The organism is Pseudomonas urethralis, from assembly GCF_021602465.1.
GTDB classification, from domain to species: Bacteria; Pseudomonadota; Gammaproteobacteria; order Pseudomonadales; family Pseudomonadaceae; genus Aquipseudomonas; species Aquipseudomonas vlassakiae.
Genome location: NZ_BQIJ01000023.1, coordinates 1 through 26,352 on the forward strand (window position 1 = coordinate 1; position 26,352 = coordinate 26,352).

Sequence of the window (26,352 nt, forward strand, 5' to 3'; positions counted from 1 at the left end):
ACCGCCACCGCCACCATCCTTGGCATACGCGCTGGAGCCATGAGAAATCGAATCTGGAATCAACACGATGGCCGTCGACAGCACGCCTGCAACGGCGACTGCCAGTAGAGCCCTTTTGAACAGCATGTGGATTTGCATTTTCCGTCTCCAGGTCTTCGCCATGAGAACGCCAATCGAGCGGGAATCTGTTGTAAGTTGTTTCTTTTCGCCGCGTGGGATTTTTTCCCACGCTTTAGTAATAGACCTCTACCTCCCACGCTTCAAGCTGCGCACAGAGCAGCTGACCAGTGGTTGGCCTGCTATGTTTTCCCTATCGCCTTGGAGGAATACCGGCATGCATTCGGCCCTCACGCTGCAAACACCGCGCTACAGCGACTACAGCGAGTTGGTGCAGATCTGGGAAGACTCGGTGCGCGCAACCCATGACTTCCTGCCAGAGGCCTATATCCTGTTGCTCCGCGAACACGTGCTGCGCCGCTGCCTCGATGCCGTGATGCTGGTTTGCTGCAAGGATCGCCAGCGCATCTGCGGCTTCGCCGGCGTCGCCAATGGCTGCGTGCACATGTTGTTCGTCGCACCCGACTACCGGGGCAAGGGGGTTGGCAAACGCCTGCTGCGTTATGCGATCGACGAATTGAATGCCGAACGTCTGGACGTCAACGAACAGAACCCGCAAGCCCTGGGCTTCTATTTGCACGAAGGCTTCCATGTGGTTGGCCGTTCGGAAACGGATGGCTTGGGGCAGCCCTATCCCCTGCTGCACATGAGGCTGATTCCTACAGCGTCCTAGGACGGCGTCCGAATATGCCGTGGTCTGCGTCGCAAATGGCGCATTTGACACACATTCCCATCATCAACCGCGCACAGGCAGGTACAATGTCAGTCTTTCCCTGCCTTGCGAATTGCCCCATGTCCGAACCCGTCCGCCTGTCCAAACGCCTCATCGAGCAGCTTGGTTGCTCCCGCCGCGAGGCCGAGCTTTACATCGAAGGAGGCTGGGTCACGGTCGATGGCGTGGTGGTGGAGCAGCCTCAGTTCAAGGTTGACAGCCAGCGCGTAGAACTACTGCCTGGGGCACGCGCCGAGGCATTGGAGCCAGTCACCCTGCTGATGCATCAAGCGGCCGGTGTCGACAGCGAAACTGCCCGTGCCAGCATGAACATGGGCAACCTCAGCGAGGCTCACCGCGAAGGGGTACGGCCCCTGCATGGGCATTTTGCCCGGCTGTCCTGCCTGGCGCCGCTGGAACGTGGCGCCAGCGGCTTGCAGGTGTACACCCAGGACTGGCGGGTCACCCGCAAGATCGACGCCGACCTGCGCCGCATGGAGCAGGAATACATCATCGAAGTGCGCGGCGAGACTACCCCCCAGGCCTTGGAGCGCCTGGCGCGCGGTGCGACGCGCAATGACCGGGAACTGCCCAAGGCCAAGGCCAGCTGGCAGAACGAGACCCACTTGCGCCTGGTGGTGAAAAACCCGCAACCCGGGCAGATCAGCGAGCTATGCGCCTACTTGCGCCTGGAGGTGCTGGGCATGCGTCGCATTCGCCTGGGCGGTGTGTCCATGGGCAAGCTGCCCGTGGGGCAGTGGCGTTACCTGGCAATCACCGAACGATTCTAAGCAATGCGCCACGCCCCGACGTGGCTACTGAACAGGATTTTGCAGCAATGAACCACAACGATGTCCTGCGCAGCCTGCGCTACATGCTCAAGGTGAACGACGCCAAGATGGCCGAAATCATCGCGCTGTCCGGCCTCGAAGTTAACCCGATCGTGCTCGCCACCTACTTGAAGAAGGAAGACGAAGCCGGTTTCGTGCGTTGCCCGGAGCGGGTCATGGCGCACTTTCTTGACGGCCTGGTGATCCACCGCCGTGGCAAGGATGACAGTCGCCCGCCGCAGCCCGTCGAGTTGCCGGTGACCAACAACACCATCCTGAAAAAGCTGCGGGTCGCCTTCGAACTCAAGGAAGAAGACCTGCACGCGATCCTCAAGGCGGTCAATTTCCCGGTGTCCAAGCCTGAGCTCAGCGCACTGTTCCGCAAGGTAGGGCATGACAACTATCGCCCCTGCGGCGACCAGTTGCTGCGCAACTTCCTCAAGGGCCTGACCCTGCGCGTGCGCGGCTGAGTGGCCATGCAGCATACGGTTGCACCGGTCGGCATCGTCCGCTCCTGCTTCAAGGAGAAATTCGCCATCCCGCGCCAGCCGCAACTGGCGCCAGCCGCCCGTGGGGTGCTGGAGCTGCTGCCGCCGTTCGATCAGGGCGATGCGGTGGCCGGGCTGGAGCAAGTCAGTCATGTCTGGTTGCTGTTCCTGTTCCATCAGGCACTGGAAGACAAGCCGCGCCTGAAAGTGCGCCCGCCACGCCTGGGCGGTAACAAGAGCATGGGGGTATTCGCCACCCGCGCCACCCACCGACCCAACGGCATCGGCCAGTCGGTGGTGCGCCTGGAGGGCGTGGAGCCAGGGCGCCTGTTCCTGTCCGGGATCGACCTGCTGGACGGTACGCCAGTCCTGGACATCAAGCCCTATGTCCCCTACGCCGACAGCGTTGTCGGGGCAAGCAACCTGATGGCCAGTGAAGCACCGGTCGCGATCGCCGTTGGCTGGAGCGCAAATGCCCTTCCCCAGGCCCAGGCGCATGGGCTGCGCCTTGGCGAGCCGCTGATGGCACTGATCGAGCAATGCCTGGCACAGGACCCGCGCCCGGCCTATCAGGTGCCGCCAGCGGAGCGGGTGTACGGTGTGAAGCTCTGGGACGTGCAGGTCCGTTGGCATTACCCGCAACCGGGTCATATCCAGGTCCTGGAAGTCGTGCGCGAAGACTGAAGAGGCCCCATCTTGCAGGCATAAAAAAACGCAGACCCGGGTCTGCGTTTTTTCGTTGCTGCGTTCGTCTTATTTCTCGACGAAGGCACGCTCGATCAGGTAGTCGCCCGGCTCGCGCATGCGCGGGGAGACCTTCAGGCCAAAGCTGTCGAGCACTTCACTGGTCTCGTCGAGCATGCTCGGGCTGCCGCAGATCATTGCGCGGTCGTCCTCTGGGTTGATCGGTGGCAGGCCGATATCGCTGAACAGCTTGCCGCTGCGCATCAGGTCGGTCAGGCGGCCCTGGTTTTCGAATGGCTCGCGGGTCACGGTCGGGTAATAGATCAGCTTCTCACGGACCGATTCTCCGAAGAACTCGTTCTGCGGCAGGTGCTCGGTGATGAACTCGCGGTAGGCCACTTCGTTGACGTAACGCACACCGTGAACCAGGATCACTTTTTCAAAGCGCTCGTAGGTTTCCGGGTCCTGGATCACGCTCATGAACGGCGCCAGGCCGGTGCCTGTGCTCAGCAGGTAGAGGTGCTTGCCCGGCTTCAGGTCGTCGAGCACCAGGGTGCCGGTTGGCTTCTTGCTGATGATGATCTCGTCGCCTTCCTTCAGGTGCTGCAACTGCGAGGTCAGCGGGCCGTCCGGGACTTTGATGCTGAAGAACTCCAGGTGCTCTTCCCAGTTCGGCGAAGCGATGGAATAGGCGCGCATGAGCGGACGGCCGTTGTCCTGTTGCAGGCCGATCATCACGAACTGACCGTTCTCGAAGCGCAGGCCCGGGTCGCGGGTGCACTTGAAGCTGAACAGGGTGTCGTTCCAGTGGTGCACACTGAGGACACGTTCGTGGTTCATGTTGCTCATCTAAGGGGCTCCTGAAGAAAAACGCAGCGCGCAAGACGCGCAGTTGCGCGATAGTTTAGGGGTAGCCACAATATCTGTTAACTGAATTATCAAGATATGTGTTATCGGTTATATAGATATGCGATTTACACTTCGTCAGCTTCAGGTATTTGTCGCCGTGGCCCAGCACCAGAGTGTGTCGCGGGCGGCCAGCGTGCTCGCGCTTTCACAATCGGCGGCAAGCACGTCCATTACCGAGCTTGAGCGGCAGTCGAGCTGCCAGCTGTTCGACCGAGCCGGCAAGCGGCTGGCGCTCAATGCCTTGGGCCATCAGTTGCTGCCCCAGGCCGTCGCCCTGCTCGACCAAGCCAAGGAGATCGAAGACTTGCTCAATGGCAAGTCAGGCTTCGGCTCGCTGGCGGTCGGCGCCACGCTGACCATCGGCAACTACCTGGCCACCCTGCTGATCGGCAGCTTCATGCAGATTCACCCGGAAAGCCAGGTGAAACTGCATGTGCAGAACACTGCACATATCGTGCACCAGGTCGCGCAGTACGAAATTGACCTGGGTCTGATCGAAGGTGACTGCAACCATCCGGACCTTGAAGTTCAGCCGTGGGTCGAGGACGAACTGGTGGTGTTCTGCGCACCGCAACATCCCTTGGCCAAGGCCGGCCGAGCCGATGTCGAAGCCCTGTCGCAGGAAGCCTGGATTTTGCGCGAGCAGGGCTCCGGCACACGCCTGACCTTCGACCAGGCCATGCGCCATCACCGTACCAGCCTGAACATTCGCCTGGAACTGGAACACACCGAGGCGATCAAGCGTGCCGTGGAGTCGGGGCTGGGTATCGGCTGCATTTCCCGCCTGGCCCTGCGCGATGCCTTCCGCCGCGGTAGCCTGGTGGCGGTCGAGACGCCGGAACTGGACTTGATGCGCCAGTTCTATTTCATCTGGCACAAGCAGAAATACCAGACCTCGGCGATGCGCGAATTTCTGGAATTGTGCCGCAGCTTCACTGCGGGCTTTACCCGCAGTGACGAGATCGTCCTGCCGCCAATCGCTTAGAGCAGAATCACGCCCCACACCAGTGCGACCATGGTCAGCGCCACCAACTGTGCGGCGCTGCCCATGTCCTTGGCGTTCTTCGACAACGGGTGGCGCTCCAGCGAGATGCGATCGATGGCGGCTTCCACTGCCGAGTTGAACAGTTCGACGATCAGACCGAGCAGGCACACGGCGATCATGATTGCCCGCTCGGCACGGCTGACCGGCAGCCAGAAAGCGATCGGGATCAGCAGCACGTTGAGCAGCACCAGCTGGCGGAAGGCAGCTTCGCCCTTGAAGGCGGCGCGCAGGCCGTCCAGTGAGTAGCCGGCAGCGTTGAAAATGCGTTTCAGGCCGGTCTGGCCTTTGAATGGCGATGTCATGTGAGTCACTTCACAGCAGAAAGGCCAGCAGACTAGTGCGGCGCGGGTCAAAAAAGCGTGAATCCAGGCACCCTCAGTGACTGGCAACCGATTCAAGTTGTTGCAGCAACAGCGCGGCCTGGGTGCGGGTACGTACACCCAGCTTGCGGAAGATGGCCGTCACATGAGCCTTGATGGTCGCTTCCGACACACTCAGCTCATAGGCGATCTGCTTGTTCAACAAGCCTTCGCAGACCATGGTGAGCACGCGGAACTGCTGTGGGGTGAGGCTGGCAAGGCCTTCGCTGGCGGCCTTGGCTTCCGCCGAAACATCGACCTTTTCGAAGGCTTGCGGTGGCCACCAGACCTCGCCATCGAGCACTTTTCTCACGGCATCCTGAATGACTTCAAGGCCGCTGGACTTCGGAATGAAGCCGCTGGCTCCGAACTCGCGGGATTTGACCACCACCGCGGCCTCTTCCTGCGCCGAGACCATGACCACCGGAATCTGCGGGTACTGGCCACGCAACAGGACCAGCCCGGAGAAGCCATAGGCGCCCGGCATGTTCAGGTCCAGCAGCACCAGGTCCCAGTCGGCCTTTTCGCTCAGGCGGGTTTCCAGTTCGGCGATGCTCGCCACTTCAACCAGTCGCACATCGGCGCCCAGGCCGAGGGTAACGGCCTGGCGCAGCGCGCTACGAAACAGCGGGTGGTCATCGGCAATCAGGATTTCGTATGTGGCCATCGATCTATGGATCCTGTTCTGTGCCAGGCGCATGCGGAGTGGTAAAGCGCCGGGCGGGGAATCGGCGCCAAGGATGCCGAGCACGGACGGAAGTGGTCAAGCCGACTACCCTGCCGTCTCGCCCACCCTGGCTGCCAGCCCCGACATTATGAACCAAAGTGAGCCATATGCCCCTTGGACTATAGGAAGGTATGCAAACGCTGGTGGGTGTCGTCCTGATCATCCAGTGGCAGGCGACGCTTGCCACTCAGATAATGCAGGCTGAATACATCCAGATAGGCGTCCAGCGCCTGCGACGCCTGGCTGTCACCCGCCAGGTCCAGGCACATGGCCGCGACTTCGGCGGTGCAGAAATGGTCGTCACGCTTGGACCGACGCAGGCGATAGCGCGACATCTGCTCGGCTTGCAGGCTCAGCACCGGGAAGCGATCCAGATACGGGCTCTTGCGGAACATCTTGCGGGCTTCGGTCCAGGTGGCATCGAGCAGGATGAACAACGGGCGCTTGCCCGGCTCGCGCACGACCTCGCTGACCACCCGCTCCCGGGCGACGAACTCGCCGGGAAAAACAATGTAGGGCTGCCACTGCGGATCGTCGAGCAACGCCAGCAGGCGCTCGTCCACCGAGGTGCGCAGCCAACCGAAGGCGCTTGTGTCTTCGATCAGGTCGGCGATCAACCAGCCGGTGTTGGTTGGTTTCAATGGCTCGGTGTCATGCATGAGCAGACACACGCCTGAGTCGGCCTGCACCTTGGGCTTCCACGCACACAGGCAGTGGGTGGCAATTACACGGCAATCGGGGCAACGCTCGGCGCGTGAACCACGGGCAATGAAAGGCTTGTTGCTGCGTGCCAGACGCTCGGCACGCAGGCGTGCTACCGCGTGGCTCATGCTGGCAAGCCTGTGGACGGGTTGTGACTGGACACTGCAGGGACTCGGAAGGTGCAAAACGCCAGTCTACCAGAGCAGGCGCCATTTGGCCGTGCAGCGGAGCCAACCGGTCCCTTATAATCGGCGGCATTGGCCACCATGAATTTGCCCGCGATGCAGCCGGCTTCATGGAACGCCCGCCGCCGGCGCATGTCAAAGCGCCAGTCATCGAACCAGGAGAGATTCATGCTGCGTCTTATCGTCCCGACCCTGAGCCTGTTGCTCGCCCTGCCATTGGCAGCCCAAGCTGCCTCCAAGCAGGAGTTCGAGCTCAACAAGTTGCTGCAGAAGGTCGCCACGGAAAGCAGTGTCGGCACCCCACGCGCGATCAACGAAGACATTCTCGATCAGGGCTATACCGTTGAAGGCAAGGCGCTGATCAACCACCTCAGCGTCCGCGCCGAGCATGCCGCACGCATGCAGCAGAACCCGGAGCAAGTGCGCAGCCAGCTCGGTGACAGCGTGTGCCGCAACAGTGGTTTCCGTAACCTGATGTCCAAAGGGGCGGTGATGGTCTACCGCTTCAGCGTGTACAAGACCAACCAACCGGTCATGGACCAGGCCTTCGATGCGGCCAGCTGCACCGCTGGCAACAAGAAGAAGTGATCAGATAACCCGCTCTCCCTCGACGCGCCGCGGTTCTTCGTCGGCGCGCATCTCCGCCAGTAACGCCTGCAGGTAGCGTGACTGGCACTCGAGCGCTGCCAGCCTGCGGCGGCACTCTGCTTCCAGGCTGACATGGTGATCCTGGGCTGCATTTTCCAACTGCTGATAGAGCTGCCGGTCTACCTCGATGACCAAGCGATGCATACCGCCACCTCCTGCATCGACACGTTTCGCTTCTCCAGTTAACCAAACCCTCGACAAGGCTGGTCGCAGGCCGACGAGTGGCCACGGTGATCCCGTCTGCACGATCAGGCGCAACGGTCTAGATTGATAGCGAGGACTCGCAAAACAACAAGATCCTGCACCAAGGCCTTGAAGGCCTACTGCAATGCTCGGGATGCACACTCGAGTCACGGCAGCCAGCGACACACGCAGTGTCGCGGCCGTGCCACACCATCGGCCCGGTCAGAGGTTTTGCTGCAGAAGGAGACGTTGAATGCCTTACCAATCCAATGAACACCTGTTCAATCACTTCAGGGACCACGGCATCGACCTGGGCAAGATCGACCAGCAGCTGCAACTGGTCGCCCCAGACAGCCCCAACCTGCCGCTGTACCGCGACATGATGCTCACTGTCTTGCGCATGGCCCATGACGACAGCGACCGCTGGAGCGCCAAGATCACACTGCAGGCCTTGCGCGAACTGGACCACTCGTTTCGCATGCTTCAGCGCTACCGTGGGCGACGCAAGGTCACCGTGTTCGGCTCGGCACGCACCCCGGTGGAACACCCGATGTACGCCCTCGCCCGTGAGCTGGGGGCGACCCTTGCCCGCTCCGAACTGATGGTCATTACCGGGGCCGGCGGCGGCATCATGGCGGCAGCGCACGAAGGTGCCGGCAGTGACCATAGCCTGGGTTTCAACATCATCCTGCCCTTCGAGCAGCATGCCAATGCCACAGTGGATGGCACCGACAAGCTGCTGCCCTTCCACTTCTTCTTTATTCGCAAGTTGTTCTTTGTCAAGGAAGCCGATGCACTGGTGCTCTGCCCCGGCGGCTTCGGCACCCTGGATGAAGCGCTTGAAGTATTGACACTGATCCAGACCGGCAAGAGCCCACTGGTGCCGGTGGTACTGCTGGACTCACCGGGCGGTACGTTCTGGCAGGACTGCCTGGCATTCATCAGCCGTCAGCTCGAAGAAAACCGCTACATCCTGCCCAGTGACTTGAAGCTGCTGCGCCTGGTGCACAGTGCCGATGAGGCGGTGGAAGAAATCAACCAGTTCTACAGTAACTACCACTCCAGCCGCTGGCTGAAAAACCAGTTCGTGATCCGCATGCACCATCGGCTCAGCGAGGCTGCACTGCATGACATACAAGAGGGGTTCGCCGACCTGCGCCTGAGCGGCCGTTACCACCAGCACGCCGACAGCGGTGCCGAACACGAGGTGGGCAACTTCAGCCATCTGACGCGACTGACGTTTGCCTTCAACGGGCGTGATCAGGGACGACTGCGCGAATTGGTCGACTTCATCAACTTGCCGGAAAACTGGGCCAAGCCGGAGCCAATGCATACCACCCAGCGGGCTCGGGAAGCGTTGAAGGTCAGCTGAAGAGCAATTGCGGGACAAAGCAAAATGGCCTCATCGCTGGCGTACCGGCGATGAGGCCATTTGACTAGTAATCATCCAGATCCCGACCGCTGAGCAGCCTGCCGATCATGTCCATCGGGAAACCGCGGTAGGCAAGGAACCGGGTCTGCTGGGCGCGACTTCGCGGATCCTCGGGGCGTTGCCCAGCGAATTTGCGCTGCCAGGTATCCCGCAGCAGTGCCGCCCAATCCACTTCGCTTTCACGCAGGGCCTGCTCGATATCACTGCGGTTCAGCCCGCGCTGGCCAAGCTCTTCGCGAATACGCGCAGGGCCATAGCCGGCACCTGAACGGTATCGGATGAAACTCTCGAGGTAACGGGCTTCACTAAGCAGCCCTTCTTCGGCGAGCCGATCGAGCGCGGGCTCGATCAGTTCATCCGGGGCACCGCGCTGACGCAACTTGCGTGTCAGCTCGACGCGACCATGCTCGCGGCGTGCGAGCAGGTCCATGGCTGTCCGCCTGACGGCGACGGGGGTGTCGAGTACGGCGGACATACCAGCTGCTATCAATAACCGGCGTCGGCGTCAGCCATGTCGTCGGCATCGGCTTCAGCGGCAGCAGCCTTACCAGCTTCGGCAACGGCACCGGCCTTGAGCAGCTTCTCGCGAATCTGCTTCTCGATTTCGGCACCAATGGCCGGGTTCTCTGCCAGGTACTTGGCCGCGTTGGCCTTGCCCTGGCCGATCTTGTTGCCTTGGTAGGCGTACCAGGCACCCGACTTCTCTACCAGGCCTTGGGAAACACCCAGGTCGATGATCTCGCCATTGCGATAGATACCCTTGCCGTAAAGGATCTGGAACTCGGCCTGACGGAACGGAGGCGAGACCTTGTTCTTGACGATCTTGACGCGGGTTTCGCTACCGACCACTTCATCGCCTTCCTTGACCGCGCCGGTGCGACGGATGTCCAGGCGCACCGAGGCGTAGAACTTCAGGGCGTTACCACCGGTGGTGGTTTCCGGGCTACCGAACATCACGCCGATCTTCATACGGATCTGGTTGATGAAGATGACCAGGCAGTTGGCGTTCTTGATGTTACCGGTGATCTTGCGCAGCGCCTGGGACATCAGACGGGCCTGCAGGCCGACGTGCATGTCGCCCATTTCGCCTTCGATCTCGGCCTTCGGCACCAATGCAGCCACGGAGTCGACGATGATCACGTCAACGGCGTTGGAACGCACCAGCATGTCGGTGATTTCCAGGGCCTGTTCGCCGGTGTCGGGCTGGGAGACCAGCAGGTCATCAACGTTGACGCCCAGCTTGCCGGCGTATTCAGGGTCGAGGGCGTGTTCGGCGTCGACGAAGGCACAGGTTGCGCCGTTCTTCTGGGCTTCGGCGATGACCGACAGGGTCAGCGTGGTTTTACCCGAGGATTCCGGGCCGTAGATTTCGACGATACGGCCTTTTGGCAGACCGCCGATGCCGAGCGCGATGTCCAGGCCCAGGGAGCCGGTGGAAATGGCCGGGATGCCTTGGCGCTCGTGGTCGCCCATGCGCATGACTGCGCCTTTGCCGAATTGGCGTTCGATTTGACCCAGGGCCGCAGCCAAGGCGCGCTTCTTGTTGTCGTCCATTGAAATCCTCACGTGTTCGACTTGGCCCTGACGGCCGGAATACCTGTATAAGTAGCCAGTATTATTCCACAGGCAAGCGCGCGCGCAAACCCCTGTCGTCGATTTACTCGGTGCCAAGCTGTAACAAGCCGTCTAACGCAGCGATCACCGTCTGTCGGCGCACCGCTTCGCGGTCACCGTCGAAGTGCCGGCGCTCGCTGCTGACATGGCTACCATCGGCCCAGGCGAGCCACACGGTCCCCACCGGTTTGGCCGGCGAACCGCCGTCCGGCCCGGCCACGCCGCTGACCGCCACGGCAAAGCGTGCACCGCTGGCGGCCTGGGCACCGCGGGCCATGGCCTCGACCACCTCCTGGCTGACCGCGCCAACCTCGGCGAACAGCGCCTCGGGCACGTTCAGCTGGCGGGTTTTCTGGGCATTGGAGTAGGTCACGTATCCGGCCTCGAACCAGGCCGAGCTGCCAGGCACACGGGTGATGGCCTCGGCGATGCCACCGCCGGTGCAGGATTCGGCGGTGGTCACCTGGGCGTTGAAACGGCGCAGGTGTTCGCCGAGGCGGGTGGACAGAACGGTGATCGGGTCCATGGGTGGGTTCCTTGAGCGGGTGGTGACACCGTAGCATTTGGTGAGCGGGAGTGGGATGGGCAGCATTCTACGGCGCCATGTTTTAGTCTGGCATGCACTAAAGCCCCCCACGCACCTCCCGCACATAGTCCTGACAAGCCCGCAACGCCATCAAGCCCCGGTCTCCTTCATCGGTGATGGCGATAATTCGTCGAGCATGCGCCGGCTCAAGTCCGGCGCGTACGGTTGCATGATCCACGCTGCCGGCCTCGGCAGCGGCTGGCATTGCACTGCAGATGGCGCCACGTTCGACCAGGACCGACAAGCGCAGATCGGCAGTAGCAAGGCGATCACGCAGGCGAGCCTGAGACTGTTGCGCATCGGCAAGCTCCTTGTAATGACGGTTTTCACTTTGTTCCAGGCGTTGTTCGAGTAACTGACGCGCCCCACGTTCGGCGAGCAGCCGGGCCAGCTCGGCATCGGCCTGTGCTTGCGCCAGCTGCGCCAGTTGCCGCCCGCAGCGCCAGCCCTGCAGTTGCCAGGCCAGCGCTGAGCACACCATCAACAGCAACACACCCAGGCCAAGTTGCAACCGGCTCAACACAACACCTCGCGCGCACGCGCCCAGAGCCTGAGGCGATCCTCCAGCCCATTGAGCCCACCATTGATATGGCGTGTGATGCGGTTGAACTCACCGCGATCAGCCAAGGCATTGAGCCCCCGCGAATGCCAGAACCACGCCGCCGACTCGCAGGCCCAGCGCGGTTGTTCGAGCAACTGCGGTTGCGCCAGCAAGCGCTCGTCGCCAAACAGTGCGCGGCTGCAGGCCTGGTAGTTGTTGCGCCCGGTGATCTGGATCAGGCCGCGCCCGCAATACAGCTGCCCATCGCCATCGGCCTGTGGTGTATTGCCCAGGCGCAAGGCCAGGCTGCCGGTGTCGTAGCGCGCCAGATAGCGGTCATTGCCCAGCTCCTTGACGTAGCGGAACTGGCCGGATTCATGGCCGACCTGGGCGATGAACGCCGCCACACGCTTGGGGTTGTCGATTTCCCAGCGCGGCAGCGTGGCATTGAGTGCCGAAAGAAAAACGCCCGCAACAGGGCGGGCGTTCGGCAGAATCTGTAGCAATTGCGTTTCAGTGAGCATATCTGACTCCTTCCCTGTAGCGTCCTTCAAGCCTTGATCACGGCCCGCCGGCGAGGCACTGCCCCCTTGGCCTGCACCTTGCCCATCTTGCCGCCATTGCCCTGCACCGTGGTGCGCCAGCCCGATGCGGTGAACACCTGCTCCACCGAATCGATCTGGTACTGCCCATCCAGGCCATCGGCAAAGCCGTGCAAGGCGATGCTGCGCTCGGCAAACAGGTCGGTACGCCCCGGCAGATCCAGGCGCACCTGGGCAGTATCACGGTTGAAGCTGGCCAGCCGCGCCCTGGCCGCTTGTTCGGCAGCGGCGCGGTTGGGGTAGAGGTGACGGTCGGTATGCACCGGCCGCTGGCCTTCAACAGCCGCCTCGTTGACCAGTTCGATGGTCTTCGTTTCACCGCTGGCAGCGTCCTGATGACGAGTGCGCACGGCTTTGCGCGCGGCTTTGTCGTCCAGCCGGAAATGCCACTGGCTGACCTCGTTGCGGGCAACGCCGACCACGCCCAGGGGGGTGCCGCTGGCGCTCTGCCCGGCCTGGCGCGGCAGCACCAGCAACTGCCCATCGGCGAGCTTGGCGGTGCAGTCGTACTGGCGGGCCAGGCGCGTGATGAAATTGAAATCCGATTCGTTGTACTGATCGACCCGGGGTACTTGGACCCGCACCGGGCAGACCACCTGCCAGCCATTGCGCGCGCCGATCTCGGCGACGATGCGCTGCAGCGGCACGGCCTCCCAGCTGCCACTGCGAATGGTCCTGCCACTGCCGCGCAGGTCACTGGCCTTGCCGCGAATCACCAAGGTATCCGGCGGTCCGGACAGCTCGACCTCATCGACGGTGTAACGCCCCAGCCGAGTCAGCGGCAGGCCGGCGTATCCCAGATGCACCTCGATCAGCGCACCGCGCGCCGGCAACGCCACAGCACCGTCGCGGGCGTCGATGCGCAGCTCGAAGTCATCCGATTCCATGCCCGGTTTGTCGGTGGTACGCAGCAGCAACAGGCGGTCATTGATCAGCGCAGTGATGTCCTTGCCATCAGCCTGGATACGAAATACCGGTTGCATGGCATCAGTCCCACAGCTGCACGAGATTGGCCGGGACCAGCGCCAGCGTCGGCAAGCGGATCGTTACGCCGCTGCGAAACGGCTGGGCCTCGTCGGCCAACCCCTGGTTGGCTTGCAATACCGCCTCGACGCTGCCGTCGAGATGCCCGTAATAGTGGTGACAGAGGGTATCGAGCACATCGCCCTCAGACGTTTTGCAAGTCTTGTCCATAGCTGACGAACTCCAGTGAGAAACCTTGCTTGCGGGGAATGCCGCCGGCCAGCAAGGCGGCCTGCTCTTCCTCGATACTGGTCAGGCACCAGGTGCCGAGCACTTCGCCATAACCGGTGGTCAGCGACAGCGGCAGCAGTTGGCGGCCAATGCCGCGCAGCGCCTGCAACTGGCCCAATCCGCCCTTGAAACCGGGGAAGATGGCGCCACGGATGCTGATGCTGTCTTCGCCCAGGCTCACCGCCTGTTGGGCGTTCTCGCGGCTCAAGCGCTCTTGCCCGGCCCAGCGGAAACGCGTTTGCCGGCGCAGCTGGTCGAAGGCGGCGGTGTCGAGGTTGAAGTAGTACGGCGCAGCGTTGGCCTTGAGAGGCTGCAGTACCAACAAGTGCGGGAACGGCTTGATCGCTTCTGCCGCCGGGGTGACTACTGGCGCGAAGCCAAAGGTCGACAGCACACCGTTGGCGACCGAACGCACATCGCCGATCACGCGCCGAATGGCCGCTCCCGCCTTGCCCAGGTGTTCGGCGAAGGCATCGACGCGGTCGCGCACCTTGCGCACCACGTCGAGGGTCTGGTCATACTTGGCAATCACCTTGTCGACGCGCTGCTTGGCCGAATCAATGGCGCGCATCGTGCGTTGCAGGCGTTTGCCGATTTCCGGGCCGATCCATGGCAGGGCTTCGAGTTCGCTGGCCGCCTCCCTGGCATGGCCGACCGCCTGGTTCATCGGGTCGAGCATGGCGTCGGCACGCCGACGCCCCTCCTCGCCCGCCTTGACCAGTGCATGCAAGCCAGCTTGCAACTGTTCCAGGTAGGTCATGGGTCCTCCTCATGGCTGTGGTTGATCGGCCATCTGCACCGAACGCGCCTGGCGCATCAGGTCGTCGAGCACGCGGCGGGCGATGGCTTCCAGTTGTTGCAGGGTGGTCGGGTCGTCAAGGCTGTTACTGAAGGTCACCGGCATGTTGGCGGTGAAGGTGAATTGCTGGTTTATCGGCGCTGGCAATGCTGCGCTGGCAGGCGCCGAAGACGGCAACTGCGCAGCGGCGGACCGCGCGGGTTCGGACACCGGGTGTTTGCTCGCAGGGCTGTTCTCCAGGCCAAGTCCTGCACCCAGAGCCTTGCCAAACCACCCGCCAAGGCTCTCGCCGCCGATGCTTCCCAACGCCCCGCCGAGCAGGCCGCCTATTGCCGTGCCGATCACCGGTACCACCGAGCCGATCGCAGCACCGGCAGCCGCGCCAGCCAAGGTGCCGCCCAGCCCGCCGACCGCACTGCCGTAGCCTTCGACCTTCTGCACGGCGGTGGCATCACTGCGGTAGGTCTGCGCCAGTTGCAGCGAAGTATCCAGCAGCGCGCCGACAGGCACGCGCCTGAACAGGCTCCTGACTGCACCTGGACGGCTGCCGCCAGCCGGCGCAAGCGGGGGCGAAGCAGCAGCAAACCCAAAGCCCTGCCCTGGCGTACCCGCAGTAGCGACACTTGCCAGCAGGCTGAATGCACCAGAGACGGCAGCGCCGGGTGGGCTCGGTACTTGCGTGGCGCGCAGCGCCTGGACATCCTCGACGGCCTTGCTTTCCCCGCGATACCCGGCGCCTTCGACAGCAGGCGCGGCGTTGACGACCGTCGCTGCGGATGAGCCTTGCACCGAGCGATCAGGATTGTCCTGGTACATCACCAGATCAAACAGACGCCCTCCGAGCAGTTCACCTGCCCATTCACCCAAGTGGCCACCGGCAACGCCGGCGAGCTCCTGAACCTCCTTGTTCTTGGTGAAAACCGCCGCTATCGACGCACCGAGGAGCGTCCCGCCCAGCTCACCAGCGGCCGCCCCCATACCCTTGGCCTTGTCCTCGGGCGTCTCGCCGTCGATCCAGGCCTTGAACGCCGAAATGCCAGCATTGAACGCACCTGACTTCAATCGGCTGCTGATTGCAGTCTGCGCACGCTGCCGCTGTTCAGCTGGCAAACGACGGCCAACCTCATAGGCCATGCGCGCCCCTACAATCGTACCAACGCCCAACACCGACGCGGCAACCTTGACACTCTCAGCGGTCGATCGGCGAGTGCGCGAGGGTTTTTCGGACGAAGCAGCAGAAGCCTCGGCGGCCGGATCGCGTGCAGTGTTCGGCGCTGCACCGTGCTGCTGCCCTTGCTGGAAAACAGGCTTGAGCCGAGCCAGCCCGGCGATTACCCGATCGAGTGACAGATAGTGCTGACGCAGGCGCTCCACTTCGTCCGCTTCAGTACCCAGCCGGGCAATCTGATCTTGCTGATGCTGATCCTGGTCCAGCGCCAACTGGCGTTCGACCTGGCGTACCTTGCCGAGCTCCAACCCCAGGCGGATCACCTCGCCGATCAGGCGACCGAGCCGGGTGCCGTCGGCCTGCCTGCGCAGGCGTTCGACATCCCGGCGCAACTGCTCGATGGCGAGGCCCAAGGGGTTGATCACGGTGACGCCGAGCCCGAGGGTGAACACCTGTGTGTTCGCCATAGGTTCCTCCTGGTCACGGCGCGAGCCACCAGACCATGTCGCTGTACGGCATGGTCATGATTTCGCTCGCAGAAAAGTTCAGCTCCCTGGCCAGCCGCTTGGCGGCGGCCTTCTGCCGGGCCGGGTCAAAGTTCGTCGTCCTGCACCAGGCGAAAATAGCCGCTCTGCAAACGGCTATAGTCCTTGAGGGCAAGGCCTTCGAGGTCCTTGATGCCGACTTCGGCCAGCGACGCGAACAGGTTCAGCTCGCGCTGCTCGTCATCCGCCGCGCCGCCGGCCTGGGCATTGCGGAAATCGCGCACGGTCGGTGCCCGCAGCGACAGGCTGTCGACTTGCACGCCGTTGGCTTCGCTGGGGCGCGACAGGCGCACGGTGACGCGGTCGGCACTGAGGGTCAGCCAGTGCGGCTGTTTTTTCGCTTGAGCCATGGTCGTCTCCTTACAGGCCAAGCGCAGCGCGCTGGGCGGCCAGTTGGTCGACGCCGTCGATCACGCGCTTCATGCCCAGCGCGTCGATCTCGTAGATCAGGCGGCCATCGACTTCGAGCTTGTAGTAGGTCAGGCCAACGCTGTGCTTGATCTCGGCCTTGTCGCCGGACTTCCAGTCGCCCATGTCGATTTCTTTGAGGGTGCCACGCAAGGTGACCACCACCGGGTTGATCTTGCCCTTGAGGCCCTTGAAGGCGCCGCGGAAAGTGCCGTTGAAGCCGCTGCCGTCGGCCAGGCCGAAGAATTTCAGCGCTTCACGGCGCACGCCTGTGGTGGTGAAGGCCGCTTCCTGTTTCTCCATGCCCAGGTCCATCTCGACCGGCATGTCCATGCCGCCGGGGCGGTGTTCTTCCATCTTCAGGGTGAGTTTGGGCAGGGTCAGGCTGGGTACATCGCCCTGGAAGCTGACGCCATCGACGAACAGGTTCAGGTTGGCCAGGGTTTCGGGGATCATTGCCATGTGGATGCGCTCCTTAAGCGGCGGAATCGAGGACTTCGGTCAGCCACTGGTTAGTGACTTCAACGCGGAAATTGGGGTTTTCGGCAGGCGGCACGTCGGTGAAGCGGATGTTCCAGTACACCTTGCCCTGCTCGAGCTGGCTGGCCGTGTTCAGCTCCGGGTCGGCGAAGACCTCGAAGTTGATGATCGCGCCCTGGTTCTTCAGGTCGCGCATGAAGGCCTGCAGGCCTTCGGTGACGTCCTTGACGTAGGTGGCGGTGATGGCGCGGTCGACGGCCCACTTGTGGCCGTAGAGGATCGCGTCCATGACGATGTCCATGGTCCGCACACGGGTGACGAAGGCCCATTTCGGGTCGCTGGACAGGGTGCGGTTGCCCCACAGGCGGAAGCCGTCGTCGCGGATGATGGTGGCGATGTTGGCGTTGTTCAGCAGGTTGGCGCGGCAGCTGTCGTCGCCGTCGAGGAACTCCACCGGGCGGGTGGTGCCGGTGATGCCGACGAACTCCTTGTTCGACGGCGAGGCCCAGAAGCCGTATTCGCTGTCGGTCCAGGCGAACAGGCCAGCCACCCACGCCGAGCCCGGCGCGTCGACAGTCGCCTCTTCGCCGTTGTCCCAGTACTGCACGCCCGGGTCGACCAGGAAGGCGCGCTTGGCGCCGAAGTTCTTGGCGTAGTCGAGGGCTGCCTCGTCGGTGGTGTTGGGGCCGTCGATGATGGCGATGCCGCGCAGTTTGTCGGCCAATGCAACCAGCGCGGTGCCGACCGCCTGGGTAGCGCTGTGACGGGGTGCGGCCAGCAGGCGTGGCTGGGCGTTGAAACGGCTCTTGCCGTCGAGCAGCGCCTGCAGGCCGGTGCGCTTGCCATCGGCTTGAACGCTGCCGATGATCGCGGCGGTCTGCTCTGCTGCATCGTCCAGCTTGGCCACGCCACAGGCGACGATGACCGCCTTGGCGCGGGTGTAGATGGCCCGGCAGGCCTTGGTAATGGCGGCATTTTCGCCAAAGGCGGCGACAGCTTCAGTTTCGCTGGTGATCAGCACCAGGTCGTTGGCCTTGGCTGTGACGCCAGCGCCTTCGGTGAAGGTGTCGACCAGGCCGATGATCGAGGAAGAAGGCAGCGCGATGCTGCGGGCGCCGGTGTCGACGTTGGTTACGGTGACGCCGTGGAAGAATCCACTCATGTAGGTTTACTCCAGGTTCAGGTACGAAAAGGCCCTGCGGGTGCAGGGCCGGGTAGAAAACTTGCAGATAGAAAAAAAGCCCCGGGGAGACGGGGCTTTACTGAGCTTGTTGAACTAGCCAAACCGGTGGCTCTGGTCTCGATGAGGAATCAGGAAACATTGAAGAAGTTGGCCAATCACGGAGGCTCTGTCGATAGGCGAGTAGTTCACTGTATTGCGCCGATGACAGCGAGCTGTTGATACTCATTGCCAGCTCGTCACGATGACGCATTACCAGCCACTCGCTAGTTTGCAGTTGATAGTCGCGCCACATGCGCACAGCTTGAACCAACTCACCTTCAGTCGTGCCCGAGGGTGGAGCAAATCCGCCCTCGACAACGTTCCAACCGGGTCTCGTCTCAATCGAACACTTTTCCCAGACTAGCTCGGAATGATAGCGGTCGAGCGGATCAATATCGGTAATTTCCATTACCCGACCGTTTGCAATTCGTGCCCACATATCAATTCTCTTCAGTAAGTAATGACTACGCAGCCATCGGCGCCCGACTGCGAACTAATAACCGTACGACCGCCGCCGCCCATGCCCGGCTGTGTCGGTGTGGAACTGTCAGAACCGGCATAAATTGATTCCCCACCGCCGCCAGGCCCGCCCCACGCACCAGAGTTGTTAGTGTTGCGTACCGGCGGGGAGCCTGCCCCCAAGGAGGCATTGAAGTCTCCACCAACCCCCATGCCGCCGCCAGCACCGTTAAATAGCGTTCCCCCCTCTCCCCCGGTTGCGGAACAGAACGAACCGAACGACGAGGTACCTCCCCATGAGCCAGCCGTATTTACGACATTTACGGCTTTGCCGCCTGCACCCACCGTTACAGTGATGCTTTCTCCAGGGGTAACAGCGCAGATGCGGCTGCAGATTCCTCCGCCACCACCGCCGCCCGCGCCAGTCTCAACTGGCCCGAACGCACCGCTACCTCCCCCCCCGCGTAGATCGACGAGCACTCGAGTTACATTGGCAGGTACTTTCCATTGGTAAGTACCTGCCTTGGCATAGAGCGCGCGACCGCGAAAAGGAAAGTTAGCGCTGGTAGCACTTGTTGCTCCGCCCGCAACGACCCCGTAGATACCATCGGAAAGACACGCCAAGATCAATGGCGGGTCGAGATGCGTAACGGTCACCGCCGCATAAGACGTTGAACCAACGGCAACATACCCTTTGCCAGAGCGAGGCGCATTTATCGTCAGCGTTCCATTACCGGAGCCTACCGACACAATGAAAATCGACCCGCTTGTTACTCCCGAATCGGGAAGATTTAAGGTTCCTTCCCAACTCCCTACTCCGGACATGGTGCAATACTTGCCAGTATGCGCCTGACTCAAGGTTTGCCCGTTAGATAATCCGACTGCAGGGCCTGGCAAGTTAAAACCCAGCTGCCTGACGAACTCCGTTGTAGCCAATTGAGTACTATTGTCATCCCGAGCAGCGGTTGGAGCGCGGGGAAGTCCCGTAAACACCGGACTGGCCAGATTAGCCTTGAGACTAAGCGCGCTGTTAACTTGAGAGGTCGTTAGAACATCTGTGAGGCCGTAAGCTGCTACCGTGCTTGGATTAGTCGCAGCAAACACACGACCATACTTATCGACCGTCACACTGCGATAAGTGCCCGCCGAAATTCCGCTGCGCCCGAATGCCATTTCGTACTGCTGGGCACTGACACCCAATGTAATCGGCCCGTCGCTGACTAGCTGCCAGGCGCTGTCGCTATTGGCTTCCCCCCTCTCCACCAATATCAAAAGTCCAGGGGTCACTTTTGCATCGGTGTCAGCGTCGCTGCTGCGACTCCACCCCCCCGCAGCAGCCAGATAGATGCCATTGTCCTTAGCAGCCGTCTGGTTCTTGACCAAGACTCGCGCTCCCGCGACAAGCGCTACGCCATCTATAGTCTGTAAACCACTCAAATTGATATTTGCTGTGGTTGCAGCCAGCACCGAATGCTTGAAATCCTGCTTCGCCAACTCTTCGGTCACCCATTCCCGAGTAGCCAGCACCACCGCCGGATCAATCTTCAGTTGCACATTACTGGCACTGCTCACCACCAGGTTCATCCGCACCACCTGGGTACGTCCCGAGCCCTGGCTCAGCAACGGTTTATAGGTCGGCGCACAGTTGGCCACGGCGACCATGTCGCCATCGGCATCATAAAGCGCGATCTCGCGGATCCACTTGCCACCGACATCCGCCGGAATGACCTGCTCGGCAATGATGATCGCGCTGTTCTTGTCATCCACCTTCAGCTGGTTCAACGGCGCGCGGCGCCATTCGTTGATCAGGCTGGTCTGGGTGGCGTTGGGGGTGGGGTCGGTGCCGTTGGCGTCGCCTACGCCCATCTGGGTGATTGTCCAGGCAATGCCCAAGGCATCGGCATTGGCCTGTTTCGCCGCGCCCACATTGGTGAGGATGGCGTAGAACTGAGAACTCTGGTCAACCATGTGCAATGTCCAAGGTATCGATTGTATGTTCGCGGCCGCCTCGTCCAACGACGCCGGTGATCTCGATGTCACGTGGCGTCGGCGGGTAGATGTCCAGTTCGTCACCGTCCTGGATAGCGCAGCCGACATGAAGGGCGCCCCGGCTTTCGAGGCTGATCACCAACCCGGTCAGGTGGCGGCTGACGGGCCGCGCGTCATCGATCAGCGATGACAGTTCCTGGTAGGTGCTTTCACTGATGCCCGCATCGGAAACGCCGATCTTCAGGGCAAAGGTCCCCGCTGGTGCGGGGGGCGTGGCTTGCCACCACTCCTCCACCTCGATCAGGTAACCGAACGGTTCCACCACCCGCCTGAGCGCGCCGAGGGTGCCTTTGTGGGCGTGAACGAAGAACGCAGCGCGGATCACCGAACGCTTGATCTCGTCGCTCCAACTGTCTTCCCAGCGGTCCACCGACCAGGCCCAGGCCAGGTGATACAGCAGGTGCGCGGGGCAACTGTCCGGGCTGTAGAGACGGCGCAGGCTGACTCTCAGGTCCTCATCGGCCGCCACTTCGATGGCCCGCTCCAGCGCTGTGCGATTGAGCGGCAACAGGCTCTGCATGTCAGCCACCCCGCTTGAGGGTGTAGCCCGTGCACCAGGCCGCCTGCGCCTTGCTCGGGCGGATGTCGGCCCAACCGCCCAGCTCGACCCGGCTGACACCGTCGATATGCAGCTGGGCATCGATGCCCGAGCGCGCCACTTCCACGCCCAGGCGACGCCGTGGATTGATCCAGGCCTCGAGACGGCGCTGGCACTCGGTGAGGATCGCCTCGTACTCAGGACCGCTGTCGGCCAGGTACAGCACCGCATCGATGCGATAAGGCAGGATTTCGGCGCTGCGCACATTGACCCGATCGGCGACCGGGCGGATGTCATCGTCATTGAGGTAGGTGGCCACCTGCGCCAGCAGCTCGGCACTGGCCTGGCCATTGCCCTCCAGCCCCAACACGGTGACATCCACCACCGCCGGCGACGGGCTTTCGGCGGTGGCGTCAGCCACCTGCCCCGAAGCGTTGCGGGCGTGCAGGATGTAACTGTTGCGTGGGCCGGCCGTGGTCAGGCCTTCGTAGACCAGTTGTACCCGCTCACGCAGGGCATCGTCGGATTCCAGCAAAGCTTCGACGGGCGGCACGCTGGCCAGGTCCTCGGCCTGGATCACCAGGCGCTGCAGGCTGACATTGGCCGCCAGTTGGTCCAGATCACTGCCTTGGGCGTAGGCCAACAGCAACGCCTTGGCAGCGTCGTTGATGCGGGCCCGGTTGAGCAGCTTGCGATAGGCGCCGACCTCGAGCAGTTTGGTGACCGGATCGCTCTCCAGGCTGGCGGTCCAGCCGTCGCCCAGGTATTCGCGAAAGGTCTGCAGATCGGCCTGATAGAGGGCTTCGTAGTCGAGGTCCTCCAACAGCTGCGGAGCTGGCAGTTGTGACAGGTCGACCTGGCTCATACGCGCACCTCCAGCAACGCTTCATCGCCCAGGTAGCGACCCTTCAAGGCCAGGCTGACCTGGCCATCGAGCACGGCGACGACCTTGACCCGATCCAGTTGCAAACGGGGCTCCCAACGGCCCAGTGCGCGAGCCACTTCGGCCTGCACGGCACTCTTCCAGCCCTCGTTGACCGGCAAGTCGACGAAACGCCGCAGCTGGCTGCCGTATTCAGGGCGCATGCGCCGACTGCCCAGCGGCGTGGTCAGGATGTCTTCAATGGACTGGCGCAAATGATCGATGCCGGCCAGCGGCTGGCCGGTGCGGCGGTCCATGCCGATCATGGTGCACCGCCCTGTTCATGGGTATGCATGGCATTCTCCTGTTATGAAAAAGCCCGCATGCGCGGGCTTGATTCAGTGTTTGTGGTTGGCCGTGTTGCCGGCGGTGTCGATGATCCGCCCACCGCCATTGATGTCGCCGCTCACCTGCAGTGGGCCGTCGACCGTGACATTGCCTGTGAGATGTATCGCTGCCGCCTGCAGGCTGATCGCCGCTTCGCTGACCTGCACGGTGCTGGCGCCGACCTTGATCGTCGCGCTGCCACCAGGTAGCTCGATGTCGTAGTGGCTGGCCTGCCAGTCGTAGCTGAGCGAACCGCCATCGGGAAAACGCCAGACCTCGACATGCGCGCGGGTATCCGGCGCACTGCCGGCATTGCCATACAGCCCTGCCAGGAAGGTGCCCTGGGCCGGCTCGCCGCTAGGGCTGAGCAATACGCCCTGCTCGCCCAGGCTGGGGGCTCGCCAGTGCCGCGCCTGGCCGGCCGCCTGGGCGTGCCAGCGCAGCCAGGCGCTGGTCCAGCCGCTGCCGTCCGACACCCGCACCCGGGCGGCGGCAAGGTCAACCGCCACCACCCGGCAAGGGATGACCAGGCAGGCCAGCATGCGGTCATGCATGGCGCTGACATAGCTCATGACAGCTCCTCGGGGGCGATGTACTGCGCTTCATGACCCACGCCGATTTCCGGCGCGAAACCCAGCACCAGGCTACCGGGAGGCTGGTCCGGCCAGTTCCAGCGGGCCTCGCCGAGCAGCACCGGCTGGTCCCAGCGCACGGTCCAGGCGCTGCCCTCGAACTGCGCCTGCACGTTGCGGCTGGCCTCGACGAAGTCCAGTGCCCAATGCTGCTGGCGCAGCAGGTCCATCAGTTGTGCGGCGAGCAGGCTGCCCTGCAGGCGCGCTTGCGGGTTGGCGCTGTCGGCGGTGATGTCGGCCTCGAAGGTGGCAATCAACACCGAGCGGCCATCGCGCGGTGCTGCATCTGCCGTCATTTGCACGATGCCGTGGCGCAGCGCGGGGCGCTCAGGGGCATTTCCTACAAACGTATAGGCATCTACCGATGCCAGTTCCGGCATCGCCTCACGAATGGTTGCGGTCACGGCCGCATGCAAAGTGGCCAGTTCGCTCATGCATATTCTCCTTATCGCTCGTCGGCCTGGGTACTGTCGCGCAAGCCCAGGCGCCGGATCGCCCAGCGTTCGTAAAGGCGCATGGCGACATCGGCGCCGCCAACCGCAGTCATGCAGCCAAATGCACTGGCCGCCCAGATCGACAGGCCACCGGCATACAGCAGCATCACCGTCGACACGCCGCAGACCATGCAGGCCCCGGAGCGCAGCGCCAGCCGTCGCAGCAGCGACCAGCCCGTGGCTCCGGCCTTGTCAGCCCGCCACATCTCACCGCTGAGGCCCCCCAGCAATGCCAGGACGATTACCAGCCAGAGCGGCATTTCCAGCAACGCTTGTTGCTCGTTCGTCACTGTCCTGTCTCCTGTGTAATGCCTGTTGGCGGGGGCCAGCAGGCGGGTTGTGGGTACTCTGTCTCTTTCAAAAGCCTCGGCATTCCAAAAGGCCCGGCTCGCCAGGCCTTTCAGTAATGCGTTGTCGAACCGGCGGCCACGACTGGTGACGCCGCGCGGTTGCGCTACAAATTGGTGACTCCGACCGCGGCCACCTGCCCGCCGGATAACTGTTCGTGGTGCTTTACGCTGCACACCCGGGCCAGTTGCCAACCCTCTGGACAGTTGAGGCCTGTCCATCGCTGCCTGTGTAACAACCGGTTTCCGTCCGGCTTGAGACACAGGCTATGCATTCACGCATATGCAGTCAATGCATTTCTTCACTTTTCTATGCACTTATTTTTGCTGATATGCATGCAAGCCATGCGCGGCATGGTTTGTAGGGCTTTTCTGCAGGCGAAAAAAAACCCGCCGAAGCGGGTTTGTTTAGCCGTGAGGCTGTCAGCGAGCGAACATGCCCCACCAGAATACATGCCCAAGCAGGCTGATCTGCTCGTCCTGCATCTGCTGGAAGCTGTAATCCTCGTCGGGGTGCTCATCGCGATTGAAACTGCGCAGGCGGATGCCGGTAGGCAGGCGGTATACCTGCTTCACCCGCAGCTGGCCATTGTGGTTGATGGCGTAGAGGTCACCATCGATGATGTCGCCAATCGAACATTTACCGGTATTCACCCCGACCGTCGCACCGTCCCGCAGCACAGGCAGCATGCTGTTGCCACGCACGGTCACACACTTGGCCTGGTCGAACTGCACGCCATTGTGACGCAGGCTGCGCTTGCCGAAACGTAGCCGCGCACGCTCGCTCTCTTCGATGACGAATCTTCCTGATCCTGCTGCCAATTCGACCTCACGAAGGAAAGGTACCGACACCTCGTCATCCTCGACGGGGGTTTCATCGTCCCACAGGCTGATGTCGCTGAGGTCCGCGTGGCCATGGGCCGGCAGCGCGGCTTCGCGCGACTCGCCAAGCTCGGCACGCCCGCGCAACTGTTCGGTGCTCACGCCGAAGTATTCGGCGATCTTCGACACGTGCTTGTCGGAAGGGTCGACGATCTTGCCGCCGAGAATCCGCGACAAGGTGGATTGAGGGACACCCGTGCGCCGGTACAGCTCCGTCGGGGACAGGCCGTGGCGGTCGAGCAGTTCTCTGAGTACGGAGGCTACGTTGCGTTTTTGCATAGCGTGCATAATGCAGGCATAAGGCAGCGAATGCAATGCAGCGTTCAGCACACCTCGAGGCTTTCACGAGCCATTGCCATGACCACTTGTTCGTCGGCCTCTGGCAGACGCGGCAGGCCCCTGGGCCAACCGTTCGACCAGTCGCAACCACCCTGCCGGCGCATGTCCTCGACCGCCGAGCGCCACCAGATCACCTTGCATGCCTGTTGATACTCGTCGTTGCCGATGAAACTGCCGTACAGCAGCTTGCGGCCGATGCCACGCATTTCCGGCGGCAGCCGCTTGAGGCTCCACTTGGCGGTAAGGCGATCGAACCACGAGGGTTCTGGCCTTTGCACCGGCACCTGCAACGCCAGCTCGAGCATGCGCGCATCGAAGCGATCACCATACCGCGCGAAGAAGACCTCCAGAACGGCATGAATAAACGGCTTCATCGCGAAGTAGTGGCTGATGACGCCCCGCGCCTGGTTGATCTGCTTGCCATGCAGCTCGAATGAAAAGGCGATCTGCTCGATGGTATGCAGGGTAGCAGCATAAGGCGTCCAGGCGTCTATGCGATGCACGGCACGCTCGGCGATACCGGCGTTTTCCAGGGAAAAGCCCAGTACTCCGCTGTTACAAAGCCGCAAGTCGCTCGCCGGCGCGTCCCCGCAGTCGGTCAGCGCCTGGGTGAAACCTGCGTAGTAGTTGGCGCGTGAAGCCTCTACCCAGCTCATCTCGATTTCATCCACCAGGAACTGGCGCGCATCAACCTGCTGGAACAACTGCAGCGGTGACTGCAGGAACACGGTATCGGTATCGATGAAGATGGTCTTGTCTGCCCACGGCGCAGCATGGGCGATTGCGCATGCCTTGCGGCGGTGAATATAGCCACCGTCGCCACTCCAGGCCTGGAGCTGTTCCGCCTCAAGAACGATCACTTCCACGGGCCAGCCATCGAAGGCCTGCGGCTGGTCGGTCAGCACGCGAATGGTCGGCAGTTCCCCAGGCTTGCTGCGCGCCAGCGCGGTGAGGATGCTCAGCTTCGCCTCCAGCTGGTAGATCCGCCGCTCACCATAAAGTAGGTAGATCAGCTGCTGTTTGGCAAAAGAGACCGTGCTGGAAACATTCATCGTGAAATTCGGGGGATCGCGCTGCAAAGGGGGGGCATTGTAGAGAAGTGCGCGGCGCTTAACCACACTGC

34 protein-coding genes are annotated in these 26,352 nt (G+C 62.4%); 7 read left to right on the plus strand and 27 right to left on the minus strand.

All coding sequences use genetic code 11. The features are described 5' to 3' along the window. Window positions 1-334: 334 nt before the first annotated feature. The 4 genes from L6D64_RS25275 to tsaA all read left to right on the plus strand — a co-directional run bounded on the left by L6D64_RS25275 (window position 335) and on the right by tsaA (window position 2,831). Window positions 335-790 (plus strand): GNAT family N-acetyltransferase, encoded by a 456-nt coding sequence (locus L6D64_RS25275; RefSeq protein WP_176506521.1) that lies wholly within the window; start codon window positions 335-337, stop codon window positions 788-790. A 119-nt stretch (window positions 791-909) separates the two neighbouring features. Beyond that, a complete protein-coding gene (locus L6D64_RS25280) occupies window positions 910-1,620 on the plus strand; it encodes an rRNA pseudouridine synthase (protein ID WP_176506522.1) in 711 nt (236 codons plus the stop codon). A gap of 47 nt (window positions 1,621-1,667) precedes the next feature. Continuing rightward, a complete protein-coding gene (locus L6D64_RS25285) occupies window positions 1,668-2,129 on the plus strand; it encodes a YehS family protein (RefSeq protein WP_085675653.1) in 462 nt (153 codons plus the stop codon). A gap of 6 nt (window positions 2,130-2,135) precedes the next feature. Next, window positions 2,136-2,831 carry a tRNA (N6-threonylcarbamoyladenosine(37)-N6)-methyltransferase TrmO gene (gene tsaA, locus L6D64_RS25290; RefSeq protein WP_176506523.1) on the plus strand — a complete coding sequence of 232 codons (696 nt, stop codon included), beginning with the start codon at window positions 2,136-2,138 and terminating at the stop codon, window positions 2,829-2,831. Between the two features lie 69 nt (window positions 2,832-2,900). On the opposite strand, the gene fpr is transcribed toward tsaA, so the two are convergent. Then, window positions 2,901-3,680, minus strand: a complete 780-nt coding sequence (gene fpr, locus L6D64_RS25295) for a ferredoxin-NADP reductase (RefSeq protein WP_060479477.1) — start codon at window positions 3,678-3,680, stop codon at window positions 2,901-2,903. A 118-nt stretch (window positions 3,681-3,798) separates the two neighbouring features. Between fpr and finR the strand changes: the two genes are divergently transcribed. Next, window positions 3,799-4,725: a LysR family transcriptional regulator FinR gene (finR, locus tag L6D64_RS25300; protein ID WP_176506524.1), complete on the plus strand. Its 927-nt coding sequence runs from the start codon at window positions 3,799-3,801 to the stop codon at window positions 4,723-4,725. On the opposite strand, the gene L6D64_RS25305 is transcribed toward finR, so the two are convergent. From L6D64_RS25305 to L6D64_RS25315, 3 genes are all read right to left on the minus strand, one after another. Then, complete coding sequence (locus L6D64_RS25305; protein WP_010952700.1) at window positions 4,722-5,087, minus strand: diacylglycerol kinase; 366 nt, start codon at window positions 5,085-5,087, stop codon at window positions 4,722-4,724. The two genes, finR and L6D64_RS25305, sit on opposite strands and share 4 nt — an antisense overlap. 73 nt (window positions 5,088-5,160) lie before the next feature. After that, complete coding sequence (erdR, locus tag L6D64_RS25310) at window positions 5,161-5,811, minus strand: response regulator transcription factor ErdR (protein ID WP_176506525.1); 651 nt, start codon at window positions 5,809-5,811, stop codon at window positions 5,161-5,163. A gap of 179 nt (window positions 5,812-5,990) precedes the next feature. Then, the gene (locus tag L6D64_RS25315; protein WP_054883429.1) at window positions 5,991-6,701 is read right to left on the minus strand and encodes a tRNA-uridine aminocarboxypropyltransferase; all 711 of its coding nucleotides are present in this window, start codon (window positions 6,699-6,701) and stop codon (window positions 5,991-5,993) included. 225 nt (window positions 6,702-6,926) lie between these two features. On the opposite strand from L6D64_RS25315, the gene L6D64_RS25320 reads away from it, so the two are divergent. Continuing rightward, a complete protein-coding gene (locus tag L6D64_RS25320) occupies window positions 6,927-7,346 on the plus strand; it encodes a quorum-sensing-regulated virulence factor family protein (protein WP_054883430.1) in 420 nt (139 codons plus the stop codon). On the opposite strand, the gene L6D64_RS25325 is transcribed toward L6D64_RS25320, so the two are convergent. Continuing rightward, window positions 7,347-7,550, minus strand: a complete 204-nt coding sequence (locus L6D64_RS25325; protein WP_176506526.1) for a hypothetical protein — start codon at window positions 7,548-7,550, stop codon at window positions 7,347-7,349. A 292-nt stretch (window positions 7,551-7,842) separates the two neighbouring features. Between L6D64_RS25325 and L6D64_RS25330 the strand changes: the two genes are divergently transcribed. Next, the gene (locus L6D64_RS25330) at window positions 7,843-8,961 is read left to right on the plus strand and encodes an LOG family protein (RefSeq protein ID WP_176506527.1); all 1,119 of its coding nucleotides are present in this window, start codon (window positions 7,843-7,845) and stop codon (window positions 8,959-8,961) included. A gap of 64 nt (window positions 8,962-9,025) precedes the next feature. Here L6D64_RS25330 and recX read toward each other — a convergent pair whose 3' ends face one another. The 22 genes from recX to L6D64_RS25440 form a co-directional block, all read right to left on the minus strand. After that, entirely contained in the window at window positions 9,026-9,496 is a 471-nt protein-coding gene (recX, locus tag L6D64_RS25335; RefSeq protein WP_176506528.1) for a recombination regulator RecX, read from the minus strand. Window positions 9,497-9,507: 11 nt separating this feature from the next. Further along, window positions 9,508-10,575 (minus strand): recombinase RecA, encoded by a 1,068-nt coding sequence (recA, locus tag L6D64_RS25340; RefSeq protein ID WP_054883434.1) that lies wholly within the window; start codon window positions 10,573-10,575, stop codon window positions 9,508-9,510. A gap of 103 nt (window positions 10,576-10,678) precedes the next feature. Next, window positions 10,679-11,161 (minus strand): CinA family protein, encoded by a 483-nt coding sequence (locus L6D64_RS25345; RefSeq protein ID WP_176506529.1) that lies wholly within the window; start codon window positions 11,159-11,161, stop codon window positions 10,679-10,681. A gap of 97 nt (window positions 11,162-11,258) precedes the next feature. Beyond that, window positions 11,259-11,702 carry a lysis system i-spanin subunit Rz gene (locus L6D64_RS25350; protein ID WP_176506617.1) on the minus strand — a complete coding sequence of 148 codons (444 nt, stop codon included), beginning with the start codon at window positions 11,700-11,702 and terminating at the stop codon, window positions 11,259-11,261. Window positions 11,703-11,737: 35 nt separating this feature from the next. Continuing rightward, window positions 11,738-12,286, minus strand: a complete 549-nt coding sequence (locus L6D64_RS25355) for a glycoside hydrolase family 19 protein (protein WP_176506530.1) — start codon at window positions 12,284-12,286, stop codon at window positions 11,738-11,740. 26 nt (window positions 12,287-12,312) lie between these two features. Beyond that, entirely contained in the window at window positions 12,313-13,347 is a 1,035-nt protein-coding gene (locus L6D64_RS25360) for a phage late control D family protein (RefSeq protein ID WP_176506531.1), read from the minus strand. Between the two features lie 4 nt (window positions 13,348-13,351). Next, window positions 13,352-13,558, minus strand: coding sequence for a tail protein X (locus L6D64_RS25365; protein WP_176506532.1), 207 nt, complete (start codon window positions 13,556-13,558; stop codon window positions 13,352-13,354). After that, entirely contained in the window at window positions 13,533-14,378 is an 846-nt protein-coding gene (locus tag L6D64_RS25370) for a phage tail protein (RefSeq protein WP_176506533.1), read from the minus strand. Before L6D64_RS25370 ends, L6D64_RS25365 begins: the two co-directional genes overlap by 26 nt. Window positions 14,379-14,387: 9 nt before the next feature. After that, window positions 14,388-16,052, minus strand: a complete 1,665-nt coding sequence (locus L6D64_RS25375; protein WP_176506534.1) for a hypothetical protein — start codon at window positions 16,050-16,052, stop codon at window positions 14,388-14,390. Between the two features lie 125 nt (window positions 16,053-16,177). Beyond that, window positions 16,178-16,480 carry a phage tail assembly protein gene (locus L6D64_RS25380; protein WP_176506535.1) on the minus strand — a complete coding sequence of 101 codons (303 nt, stop codon included), beginning with the start codon at window positions 16,478-16,480 and terminating at the stop codon, window positions 16,178-16,180. Between the two features lie 10 nt (window positions 16,481-16,490). Continuing rightward, window positions 16,491-17,000 (minus strand): phage major tail tube protein, encoded by a 510-nt coding sequence (locus L6D64_RS25385; RefSeq protein ID WP_027920000.1) that lies wholly within the window; start codon window positions 16,998-17,000, stop codon window positions 16,491-16,493. Between the two features lie 13 nt (window positions 17,001-17,013). Next, window positions 17,014-18,180, minus strand: a complete 1,167-nt coding sequence (locus L6D64_RS25390; RefSeq protein WP_176506536.1) for a phage tail sheath subtilisin-like domain-containing protein — start codon at window positions 18,178-18,180, stop codon at window positions 17,014-17,016. Window positions 18,181-18,277: 97 nt separating this feature from the next. After that, a complete protein-coding gene (locus L6D64_RS25395) occupies window positions 18,278-18,649 on the minus strand; it encodes a phage tail assembly chaperone (RefSeq protein WP_176506537.1) in 372 nt (123 codons plus the stop codon). A gap of 41 nt (window positions 18,650-18,690) precedes the next feature. Then, the gene (locus L6D64_RS25400; protein WP_236192606.1) at window positions 18,691-20,667 is read right to left on the minus strand and encodes a phage tail protein; all 1,977 of its coding nucleotides are present in this window, start codon (window positions 20,665-20,667) and stop codon (window positions 18,691-18,693) included. Beyond that, window positions 20,660-21,268, minus strand: a complete 609-nt coding sequence (locus L6D64_RS25405; protein ID WP_176506538.1) for a phage tail protein I — start codon at window positions 21,266-21,268, stop codon at window positions 20,660-20,662. Before L6D64_RS25405 ends, L6D64_RS25400 begins: the two co-directional genes overlap by 8 nt. 1 nt (window position 21,269) lies before the next feature. After that, a complete protein-coding gene (locus L6D64_RS25410) occupies window positions 21,270-22,151 on the minus strand; it encodes a baseplate assembly protein (RefSeq protein WP_176506539.1) in 882 nt (293 codons plus the stop codon). Next, window positions 22,148-22,474, minus strand: a complete 327-nt coding sequence (locus L6D64_RS25415) for a GPW/gp25 family protein (protein WP_054885343.1) — start codon at window positions 22,472-22,474, stop codon at window positions 22,148-22,150. The genes L6D64_RS25410 and L6D64_RS25415 overlap by 4 nt, the downstream gene beginning before the upstream one ends. A gap of 72 nt (window positions 22,475-22,546) precedes the next feature. Beyond that, a complete protein-coding gene (locus L6D64_RS25420; protein ID WP_176506540.1) occupies window positions 22,547-23,107 on the minus strand; it encodes a phage baseplate assembly protein V in 561 nt (186 codons plus the stop codon). Beyond that, window positions 23,104-23,601, minus strand: coding sequence for a hypothetical protein (locus tag L6D64_RS25425; protein ID WP_176506541.1), 498 nt, complete (start codon window positions 23,599-23,601; stop codon window positions 23,104-23,106). The genes L6D64_RS25420 and L6D64_RS25425 overlap by 4 nt, the downstream gene beginning before the upstream one ends. Window positions 23,602-23,612: 11 nt before the next feature. Further along, complete coding sequence (locus L6D64_RS25430) at window positions 23,613-23,951, minus strand: phage holin family protein (RefSeq protein WP_060479503.1); 339 nt, start codon at window positions 23,949-23,951, stop codon at window positions 23,613-23,615. 480 nt (window positions 23,952-24,431) lie between these two features. Next, a complete protein-coding gene (locus L6D64_RS25435) occupies window positions 24,432-25,178 on the minus strand; it encodes a LexA family transcriptional regulator (RefSeq protein ID WP_176506542.1) in 747 nt (248 codons plus the stop codon). A 35-nt stretch (window positions 25,179-25,213) separates the two neighbouring features. Beyond that, window positions 25,214-26,281, minus strand: coding sequence for a hypothetical protein (locus tag L6D64_RS25440; RefSeq protein WP_176506618.1), 1,068 nt, complete (start codon window positions 26,279-26,281; stop codon window positions 25,214-25,216). Window positions 26,282-26,352 lie beyond the last annotated feature (71 nt).

Bases quoted from the DNA above. Each gene is read 5' to 3' on its own strand.
- L6D64_RS25275 (WP_176506521.1), top strand. From the start codon at position 335: ATGCATTCGGCCCTCACGCTGCAAACACCGCGCTACAGCGACTACAGC.
- L6D64_RS25280 (WP_176506522.1), top strand. From the start codon at position 910: ATGTCCGAACCCGTCCGCCTGTCCAAACGCCTCATCGAGCAGCTTGGT.
- L6D64_RS25285 (WP_085675653.1), top strand. From the start codon at position 1,668: ATGAACCACAACGATGTCCTGCGCAGCCTGCGCTACATGCTCAAGGTG.
- tsaA (WP_176506523.1), top strand. From the start codon at position 2,136: ATGCAGCATACGGTTGCACCGGTCGGCATCGTCCGCTCCTGCTTCAAG.
- fpr (WP_060479477.1), bottom strand. From the start codon at position 3,680: ATGAGCAACATGAACCACGAACGTGTCCTCAGTGTGCACCACTGGAAC.
- finR (WP_176506524.1), top strand. From the start codon at position 3,799: ATGCGATTTACACTTCGTCAGCTTCAGGTATTTGTCGCCGTGGCCCAG.
- L6D64_RS25305 (WP_010952700.1), bottom strand. From the start codon at position 5,087: ATGACATCGCCATTCAAAGGCCAGACCGGCCTGAAACGCATTTTCAAC.
- erdR (WP_176506525.1), bottom strand. From the start codon at position 5,811: ATGGCCACATACGAAATCCTGATTGCCGATGACCACCCGCTGTTTCGT.
- L6D64_RS25315 (WP_054883429.1), bottom strand. From the start codon at position 6,701: ATGAGCCACGCGGTAGCACGCCTGCGTGCCGAGCGTCTGGCACGCAGC.
- L6D64_RS25320 (WP_054883430.1), top strand. From the start codon at position 6,927: ATGCTGCGTCTTATCGTCCCGACCCTGAGCCTGTTGCTCGCCCTGCCA.
- L6D64_RS25325 (WP_176506526.1), bottom strand. From the start codon at position 7,550: ATGCATCGCTTGGTCATCGAGGTAGACCGGCAGCTCTATCAGCAGTTG.
- L6D64_RS25330 (WP_176506527.1), top strand. From the start codon at position 7,843: ATGCCTTACCAATCCAATGAACACCTGTTCAATCACTTCAGGGACCAC.
- recX (WP_176506528.1), bottom strand. From the start codon at position 9,496: ATGTCCGCCGTACTCGACACCCCCGTCGCCGTCAGGCGGACAGCCATG.
- recA (WP_054883434.1), bottom strand. From the start codon at position 10,575: ATGGACGACAACAAGAAGCGCGCCTTGGCTGCGGCCCTGGGTCAAATC.
- L6D64_RS25345 (WP_176506529.1), bottom strand. From the start codon at position 11,161: ATGGACCCGATCACCGTTCTGTCCACCCGCCTCGGCGAACACCTGCGC.
- L6D64_RS25350 (WP_176506617.1), bottom strand. From the start codon at position 11,702: ATGGTGTGCTCAGCGCTGGCCTGGCAACTGCAGGGCTGGCGCTGCGGG.
- L6D64_RS25355 (WP_176506530.1), bottom strand. From the start codon at position 12,286: ATGCTCACTGAAACGCAATTGCTACAGATTCTGCCGAACGCCCGCCCT.
- L6D64_RS25360 (WP_176506531.1), bottom strand. From the start codon at position 13,347: ATGCAACCGGTATTTCGTATCCAGGCTGATGGCAAGGACATCACTGCG.
- L6D64_RS25365 (WP_176506532.1), bottom strand. From the start codon at position 13,558: ATGGACAAGACTTGCAAAACGTCTGAGGGCGATGTGCTCGATACCCTC.
- L6D64_RS25370 (WP_176506533.1), bottom strand. From the start codon at position 14,378: ATGACCTACCTGGAACAGTTGCAAGCTGGCTTGCATGCACTGGTCAAG.
- L6D64_RS25375 (WP_176506534.1), bottom strand. From the start codon at position 16,052: ATGGCGAACACACAGGTGTTCACCCTCGGGCTCGGCGTCACCGTGATC.
- L6D64_RS25380 (WP_176506535.1), bottom strand. From the start codon at position 16,480: ATGGCTCAAGCGAAAAAACAGCCGCACTGGCTGACCCTCAGTGCCGAC.
- L6D64_RS25385 (WP_027920000.1), bottom strand. From the start codon at position 17,000: ATGGCAATGATCCCCGAAACCCTGGCCAACCTGAACCTGTTCGTCGAT.
- L6D64_RS25390 (WP_176506536.1), bottom strand. From the start codon at position 18,180: ATGAGTGGATTCTTCCACGGCGTCACCGTAACCAACGTCGACACCGGC.
- L6D64_RS25395 (WP_176506537.1), bottom strand. From the start codon at position 18,649: ATGGAAATTACCGATATTGATCCGCTCGACCGCTATCATTCCGAGCTA.
- L6D64_RS25400 (WP_236192606.1), bottom strand. From the start codon at position 20,667: ATGGTTGACCAGAGTTCTCAGTTCTACGCCATCCTCACCAATGTGGGC.
- L6D64_RS25405 (WP_176506538.1), bottom strand. From the start codon at position 21,268: ATGCAGAGCCTGTTGCCGCTCAATCGCACAGCGCTGGAGCGGGCCATC.
- L6D64_RS25410 (WP_176506539.1), bottom strand. From the start codon at position 22,151: ATGAGCCAGGTCGACCTGTCACAACTGCCAGCTCCGCAGCTGTTGGAG.
- L6D64_RS25415 (WP_054885343.1), bottom strand. From the start codon at position 22,474: ATGATCGGCATGGACCGCCGCACCGGCCAGCCGCTGGCCGGCATCGAT.
- L6D64_RS25420 (WP_176506540.1), bottom strand. From the start codon at position 23,107: ATGAGCTATGTCAGCGCCATGCATGACCGCATGCTGGCCTGCCTGGTC.
- L6D64_RS25425 (WP_176506541.1), bottom strand. From the start codon at position 23,601: ATGAGCGAACTGGCCACTTTGCATGCGGCCGTGACCGCAACCATTCGT.
- L6D64_RS25435 (WP_176506542.1), bottom strand. From the start codon at position 25,178: ATGCACGCTATGCAAAAACGCAACGTAGCCTCCGTACTCAGAGAACTG.
- L6D64_RS25440 (WP_176506618.1), bottom strand. From the start codon at position 26,281: ATGAATGTTTCCAGCACGGTCTCTTTTGCCAAACAGCAGCTGATCTAC.